Here is a 7,242-nt window from a genome sequence, read left to right as displayed (position 1 = left end):
GCAGCGCGGGTCGGGGATCTCGGCGAGCGCCAGCTCGCCGCCGACCCGCGCGGTCTCCGGCGGGAGCAGCGGTCCGCAGCTGACACGGACCCGGGCAAACTCAAGCTTGACGCACACCACGACGGCCTTACCCTTCCCGTAGGGTCTCTTAGACAGCTGGCGTCGGGTTTCTAGGCTGGCGGGCGTGCGGGCGTTGATGGGGCTCCTGGGCGCGTGGGCGATCGCCCTCGCGTTCGCCGGGCAGCCCGCCGAGGTTGCCCTCGCCGTGGCCGTCGGCCTTCTCGCCGTCGCGGTCGCCGGGCATCTCGCCGGCGCGTCGCGCGCCGTCCCCGGGCGGCCGGTCGGGTGGGCCGCGGCGCCGGTGCGGGCGCGGGCCGCCGTGCCTCGCTATGTCGATCCGGACGCCGCCGGGCGTCCACGTCCTCGAGCACCTTCGGGTTACCCCTCCGCCGCGTAGCCGGAGTCCGTCCGGATAGGACGGAGCCGGGCTTCGCGGTGGGCGATGCGTCCTGTCCACGCGGTAGCCACCGAGGGGTTTCGCCGTGCTCGATTACGTTGTCAACCTTGCCCATTTCGCCGTGTCCACGATCGCCAGCGGGGTCGCGCCCGCCTTCGGGCCGGCGGCCGCCGCCGTGGCGATCGTGCTCTTCACCGTCGCCGTACGGCTGGTGATCTCGCCGTTGAGCTGGGCGCAGGTCCGGGGTGCCCGGGTCTCGCCGCTCGGCGGCTGCCTGCCCGCGCTCGTGCAGGCGCCCTTCTTCTTCGTCATGTACCGCCTCTTCACCACCCCCAACGACCTGCTCGACGCCGAGCTTGCCGGTGTGCCGCTCGGCCACCACCTGACCGACGGCCTTAGCCCCGCGGGCGTGGTGGTCTACGCGCTCATGTTCACCGTGCTGGCGGTGCTGGCGCGGCTGTCCTCGAAGCGCGTGCGAGCCGCCACGGCCGAGGGGAGTGCGGAAGCCGTCGCGGTGGGGCGGGTGCTGGCGCTGCTGCCGTACGGCACGGTGGTGTTCGCCGCGTTCGTGCCGCTCGCGGCCGGGATCTACCTCGTCACCACCACGGCGTGGACGGCCCTGGAGCAAGGAGTGCTCCGGAGACATCGATGAGTGTTGACAATTTGTTGCCCCGGACGTAAAACTCTGAGAGAGCGCTCTCACGGCCCCGTCCACCCCCACGAGAGAAGCCATCCATGAGAGATATCGCAATGTCGTCCAGACCCCGGCGCGGTCGCGTGCTGATCGCCGCCGCCGCGGTCTCCGCCGTGGTCGCGGCCATGCTCGCCGTGACGGTCAACGCCCGCGCCGCGCTGCCACCCACCCCTTCGGGCTGGAGCCTCGTCTGGAGCGACGACTTCACCGGGCCCGCCAACACCCTGCCCTCGTCCTCGAACTGGATCATCGACACCGGCACGCAGTACCCGGGCGGCCCGGCCAACTGGGGCACCGGCGAGATCCAGACCTACACCAACAGCACCTCGAACCTCCGCCAGGACGGCAACGGCAACCTGGTGATCACGCCGATCCGCAGCGGCTCCGGCCAGTGGACCTCGGCGCGGATCGAGACGCAGCGCGCCAACTTCAAGCCCCCGGCCGGCGGCGAGCTGCGCATCGAGGGGCGCATCCAGATGCCCAACATCACCGGCGCCGGCGCGGCCGGCTACTGGCCGGCGTTCTGGGCGCTCGGCTCGCCGTACCGGGGCCAGTACTGGAACTGGCCGGCGATCGGCGAGTTCGACATCATGGAAAACGTCAACGGGATCAACTCGGTCTGGGGCGTGCTCCACTGTGGAGTCAACCCGGGCGGCCCGTGCAACGAGACCACCGGCATCGGCGCCAGCCGCGCCTGCCCCGGCAGCTCCTGCCAGTCGGCGTTCCACACCTACCGCTTCGAGTGGGACACCAACCCGCAGCAGCTGCGCTGGTACGTCGACGGCCAGCTCTACCACACCGTCAGCCAGTCTCAGGTCGGCGAGCCGCACTGGACCAACATGACCAGCCACGCCGGCTACTTCATCCTGCTGAACGTGGCGATGGGCGGCGCCTTCCCGAACGCCGTACCCGGTGGGCAGACGCCGACCGCGGCGACGGTCTCGGGCGTCCCGATGCTGGTGGACTACGTCGCGGTCTACCAGACGGGCGGGGGCACCAACCCCACGACACCGCCACCGACCACCACACCGCCGCCGAGCGGCAACCGGGACGCGTACTCGCCGATCCAGGCGGAGTCGTTCAACGCGCAGAGCGGCCTGCAAACCGAGACGTGCAGCGAAGGTGGGCTCAACATCAGCCACATCGCGAACGGTGACTGGGCCCGCTACGACAACGTCAACTTCGGCTCTTCGGCACCGCGTGACTTCGTGGCGCGCGTGGCGTCCGGAGCGGGCGGCGGCATCAGCGGCCTCGTCGAGGTGCGCCTAGACAGCCCGACCGGCCAGCTACTGGGCAACTTCGCACTGGCCAACACCGGCGGTTGGCAGAGCTGGCAGACCATTCCCGGCGCGGCGGGCGGGGTGACCGGCACGCGGACGGTCTACCTGAAGTTCGCCAGCGGGCAGCCGGCCGACTTCGTCAACGTCAACTGGTTCCACTTCAGACGGTGAGTGAGGAGCCGGGGCGGCCGCACCGCCCCGGCTCCACATTGACTGGCCGGCGGATGGATTCCCCGCCATCCGGCTGAGCCGACCATCGCGAGCGTCCTGTCACCGTGCACGGAGCGGGATGGAGCCGGGCCGACCGGCCGGACAAACCGCGGACGCAGGCGGAAACGGGGAATCATGGAGCGTAAAGTGCTGCGCGCGCTGGGCGCCGCGGCGGTCGCCGGGCTGATGGCCGTCATGGGCCTCACCGGACCGGCGCGGGCGGCGGAGGCCGCCGGGCTGGATGGCACGATCACCGACAAGCTGACCGGCGAGCCGGTCGCCGGGGCCGGCATCGTCATCGAGCGACAAGACGGTTCCAACTGGAACTTCGTCAACAGCGACGCGGACGGCCGCTTCGCGTTCCCGGATGCCCCGGCCGGCGAGTACGTCGTCCGCGTCCTGGCGAACGGGTACGTCGAGCAGTGGCTCTACGGCCACCGGGAGCGCTGGGAGGCCGACCTGATCACGGTGCCGGCCACCCTTCAGATTCCGTTGATGCCGATCCAGTACGGCGACGTCGCCGGGCGGGTCGTGGGCCAGAAGGGTGGCGGCATTCCCAACGTCTACGTCGAGCTGCGGCGCGGCGGCAACTGGGTGGCCGGCACCGGGACGGACGACCGCGGGCGATACCGCTTCGAGCGGGTCGAGGCCGACTCCAACTACACGACACAGTTCAGGTTTCCGAGTGGCCAGGTGCTCTTCAACGGCGGGGCCACGTCCGAGGGGGACGCGGTTCCCTTCGCCGTGGCGGCGGACGCGACGACCACCGTCGACCTCACCCGGCCGCCGGTCGGGCACCTCACCGTGCGCACGGTCGACAAGGTGACCGGCGCCCCGATCGCCGGCTACTGCTGGTATCCGCAGGACGGCCCACTCAACTTCTACACCACCTGCACCGACAGTCAGGGCCGAGCCCAGATCCGCGACCTGCCGGTCGGCGCGTACGGCGGTGGCGGCTACGACCCGAACGAGGTCTACGTCAACGGCCACTTCGGCCTGGTGACCGTGACCGAGGGCGAGACCGCGCGGACCACCGTGCGGCTGGAGAAATCCGTCAGCCTGCACGTGGACTTTGTCGACGCGACCACTGGTGACCCGGTCGAGGGCGCATGCGTCACCCTGGCCGACCCGGTGCGCACCGACACCGGGCAGAGCGGCAGCTGTGGTTCCGAAGTGGACTTCGAAAACCTCTTCGCGCAGGAGCACTTCCGGCTGTTCGTCACTCCGTACGACGGGGCGCACGGCGCGCAGTGGGTCTCGACGACCGGCGGCGGCACCGGCGACCCGGCCCAGGCCAAGGTCTTCAAGCCGGTGCCGGGCGAGCGGATCCGGGTAACCGCCAAGCTCGACGGCGCGGGCACCGTGACCGGAGTCGTCCGCGACGTCGCGACCGGAGCCGGCGTGCGCTCCGTGTGCCCGAGCCCGACCGGGCCGGCTATGAGCTACGGCCCGGGGCCCAACTCCAGCTGCACCGAAGACGGCGGCGAGTACACGATCCGCAACCTCGGCCCGTACCAGTGGAAGCTCGCCTTCCCCGCGTTCGACGGGGTGCACGCGTGGGCCTGGTCCGGCAACGCCGCCAACCGGACGTCCGCCACGCCGGTGCGGGTGGTGGCAGGCGAAACCACCACATTGGACGTGGCTCTGCCGTTCACGGGCACGGTCAGCGGCACCGTCACCGTGCCCGCCGGGACATGCCTGAGGTGTGTGGGCATCACCGCCGCCGACCCGACGACCGGTGACTGGGCCGGCATCCAGCCGTCGGTCCGTGCCGACGGCACGTTCACCATGAAGGGTTTCAACACACAGGAAGTTCGACTGTTCTACAGCGTGGGCGACGGCCGGGTGGCCTACCCGGAGCTGATCAGCGCCACCGCGGGCGAGGCCGTCACCGGCATCGCGATCGTCGTGCCGGGCACCGCCTAGCGCCGACCACGTCGGAGGCCGGGGTCACCAGCCCCGGCCTACGACAGCCCCCGCTCCACAAGCGACGTGGGCAGCGTGACCGTGCGCGGCCACGAACGCTCGCCCGCGATCCGCTGGAAGAGCAGGTCGGCGGCGGTGCGGGCCAGCTGTCGCGTGTCGTGAGCCACGACGGTCAACCGCTGCGGCATCAGGAACGACAGCTCGAAGTCGTCGAAGCCGACCACCTCGACCTGGCTTTTGCGCCGCCACAGCTCCTGGAGCACGCCGACCGTGATCCTGTTGTTGAGGCTGAAGAACGCGGTCGGCGGCGCGTCCGCGTCGAGCATCGCGGCCACCGCCGCGGCCGCCGTCTCCGGGTCGTGCACGCCGTCGGCGACGAGCCGTTCGTCGTACGCGATGCCGGCCTCGGCCAGCGCCTCCTGGGCGCCGCCCACGCGCTCGCGCATCGTGTAGACGGCGACCGAGTCGAGCAGGATGCCGATGCGCCGGTGGCCGTGCTCCAGCAGCCGCCGCACGCCCGCCTGGGCGCCGCCCCGGTTGTCGAGCAGCACGGTGTCGGCGAGCAGGCCGCCGGCCGGGCGGTCGAGGAAGACGACCGGCGTGCCCATCTCCACCTCGGGCCGCAGGAACGAGTGGTCGTATCCGGCCGGCACGATCAGCAGCCCGTCGACCCGGCGCGAGCAGAGGTCGCGGAGCAGCTGCTGCTCGCGCTGCGGATCCTCCTCCGAGCTGGCGGTGATCAGCAGCGTCTCGTGCTGGGCGGCGACCTCGGCCGCCACCGCCGCGATCGTCGAGTAGAACGGGTTGGCCAGGTCTTCGATGATCAGCCCGATCGTGGCCGTGGACTGCCCCGACCGAAGTGTGCGGGCCAGGTGGTTGCGCCGGAAGCCCAGCTCCGCCACGCTCGCCAGCACCCGGTCGATGAGCTGCTGCTGCACGTTGGGCTCGTTGTTGACGACGCGCGAGACCGTCTTGATGCTCACGCCCGCGTGCCGGGCCACGTCGACCATGGTCGGCCGGCGGGCCGGCTCGGGCGCGCGCCGGACCGGGTGGGCGGCGCGATCCGCACCGCTCTCACCCACCTGGCCCGACGCCTCGGCGTTCATCTGTGGCACGGTACCGCGCGATACCGCTGCGTATAGACCTCCACTATGTAAATTCGAGCGGCCGAACCGGTCGTCTTTTCCGGCGCCGATGGACGGGGTCGCGGTCAACCTCGCAAGGGTCTTTACAGTTTCTGTTAACAGTCCTAATAATTAGGCAACCGTCCATGGGAGGTTGCCGTGACTCGTTCCAAAGCCTTGCTCATCACGCTCGCGATGGCCCTGGCCGCCGGGATCGCGGCGATCTGGTTAGCGCCCGCGGCTTCCGCGGCGACGCCCACGGCGGTGTTCACCAAGACGTCCGACTGGGGCTCCGGGTGGGAGGGCAAGTACACGATCACGAACGGCGGCACCGCGACGATCACGTCCTGGACGGTGGTCTTCGACCTGCCCGCCGGGACGACGGTCGGCACGTACTGGGACGCGCTGATGACCTCGTCGGGCCAGCGGTACACGTTCACCAACCGTTCGTGGAACGGGACGCTGGCGCCGGGCGCGTCGACGTCCTTCGGCTTCCTGGGCGGCGGGTCGGGCTCGCCGCTCAACTGCACGCTGAACGGCCAGGCCTGTGGGGGCGGGACCACGCCTCCCACAACCGCACCCCCGACGACGACCGCACCGCCGACCAGCCCACCGCCCACGACGCAGCCGCCGATCGGGCCGCTGCCCAAGCACTTCCTCACCGGGTACTGGCACAACTTCGTCAACCCGGCCGTCGAGCTGCGGCTGCGCGACGTACCCAACGAGTACGACCTTGTGGCGGTGGCCTTCGCCGAGGCGAGCAGCACGCCCGGCGCGGTGACCTTCGGCGTCGACCCGGGGCTGGCGAGCGCGCTGGGCGGCTACACCAACGCCGACTTCAAGGCCGACGTGCAGGCGCTCAAGGCGCGCGGCAAGAAGGTCATCATCTCGGTCGGCGGCGAGGCCGGTCGGGTCTCCGTCGGTGACTCCGGTGCCGCGACAAACTTCGCCAACTCGGTCTTCGCGATCATGCAGGAGTACGGCTTCGACGGCGTCGACATCGACCTGGAGAACGGCCTCAACCCGACCTTCATGGGCCAGGCGCTCCGCGCACTGCGCTCGCGCGCCGGCGCCAACCTGATCATCACGATGGCCCCGCAGACCATCGACATGCAGTCGACCGGAGCGTCCTACTTCCGCCTCGCGCTGGACATCCGCGACATCCTCACCGTCGTACACACGCAGTACTACAACTCGGGCTCGATGCTCGGCTGCGACCAGTCTTTCGCCTACTCGCAGGGCACCGTCAACTTCCTCACCGCGCTCGCCTGCATCCAGCTGGAAAACGGCCTGCGCCCCGACCAGGTCGCGCTCGGCCTGCCCGCCGGACCCGGCGCGGCCGGCGGCGGGATCGTCGCGCCGAGCGTGGTCAACCAGGCGCTCGACTGCCTGGCCCGCGCCACCAACTGCGGCAGCTTCCGGCCGCCGCGCACCTACCCCGGCATCCGGGGCGCGATGACCTGGTCGATCAACTGGGACGTCGCGAACGGCAACGGCTTCGCCCGCACCGTCAAGCCCCACCTCGGCACGCTCCCGTAGCAGGAGGTCACA

General features: G+C 70.7%; 6 protein-coding genes. 5 read left to right on the top strand and 1 reads right to left on the bottom strand.

The features are described from left to right. Nucleotides 1–184: 184 nt before the first annotated feature. From AC5L36_RS42445 to AC5L36_RS42430, 4 genes are all read left to right on the top strand, one after another. The gene (locus AC5L36_RS42445) at nt 185–457 is read left to right on the top strand and encodes a DUF6412 domain-containing protein (protein WP_441219979.1); all 273 of its coding nucleotides are present in this window, start codon (nt 185–187) and stop codon (nt 455–457) included. A gap of 85 nt (nt 458–542) precedes the next feature. Beyond that, nucleotides 543–1,109, top strand: coding sequence for a YidC/Oxa1 family membrane protein insertase (locus AC5L36_RS42440; protein ID WP_441219978.1), 567 nt, complete (start codon nt 543–545; stop codon nt 1,107–1,109). Nucleotides 1,110–1,192: 83 nt separating this feature from the next. Further along, nucleotides 1,193–2,602 (top strand): carbohydrate-binding protein, encoded by a 1,410-nt coding sequence (locus tag AC5L36_RS42435; RefSeq protein ID WP_441219977.1) that lies wholly within the window; start codon nt 1,193–1,195, stop codon nt 2,600–2,602. A gap of 174 nt (nt 2,603–2,776) precedes the next feature. Then, nucleotides 2,777–4,567, top strand: a complete 1,791-nt coding sequence (locus AC5L36_RS42430; protein ID WP_441219976.1) for a carboxypeptidase regulatory-like domain-containing protein — start codon at nt 2,777–2,779, stop codon at nt 4,565–4,567. 38 nt (nt 4,568–4,605) lie between these two features. On the opposite strand, the gene AC5L36_RS42425 is transcribed toward AC5L36_RS42430, so the two are convergent. Next, nucleotides 4,606–5,673 carry a LacI family DNA-binding transcriptional regulator gene (locus AC5L36_RS42425; protein ID WP_441219975.1) on the bottom strand — a complete coding sequence of 356 codons (1,068 nt, stop codon included), beginning with the start codon at nt 5,671–5,673 and terminating at the stop codon, nt 4,606–4,608. 177 nt (nt 5,674–5,850) lie between these two features. Between AC5L36_RS42425 and AC5L36_RS42420 the strand changes: the two genes are divergently transcribed. Beyond that, nucleotides 5,851–7,230, top strand: coding sequence for a chitinase (locus tag AC5L36_RS42420; RefSeq protein WP_441219974.1), 1,380 nt, complete (start codon nt 5,851–5,853; stop codon nt 7,228–7,230). Nucleotides 7,231–7,242 lie beyond the last annotated feature (12 nt).

This window comes from Phytohabitans sp. LZ39 (assembly GCF_059359075.1).
The sequence above is the reverse complement of the archived record's forward strand: the minus strand, read 5'-3'. Positions and strand labels throughout refer to the sequence as shown.

Bases quoted from the DNA above. Each gene is read 5' to 3' on its own strand.
- AC5L36_RS42435 (WP_441219977.1), top strand. From the start codon at position 1,193: ATGAGAGATATCGCAATGTCGTCCAGACCCCGGCGCGGTCGCGTGCTG.
- AC5L36_RS42430 (WP_441219976.1), top strand. From the start codon at position 2,777: ATGGAGCGTAAAGTGCTGCGCGCGCTGGGCGCCGCGGCGGTCGCCGGG.
- AC5L36_RS42425 (WP_441219975.1), bottom strand. From the start codon at position 5,673: ATGAACGCCGAGGCGTCGGGCCAGGTGGGTGAGAGCGGTGCGGATCGC.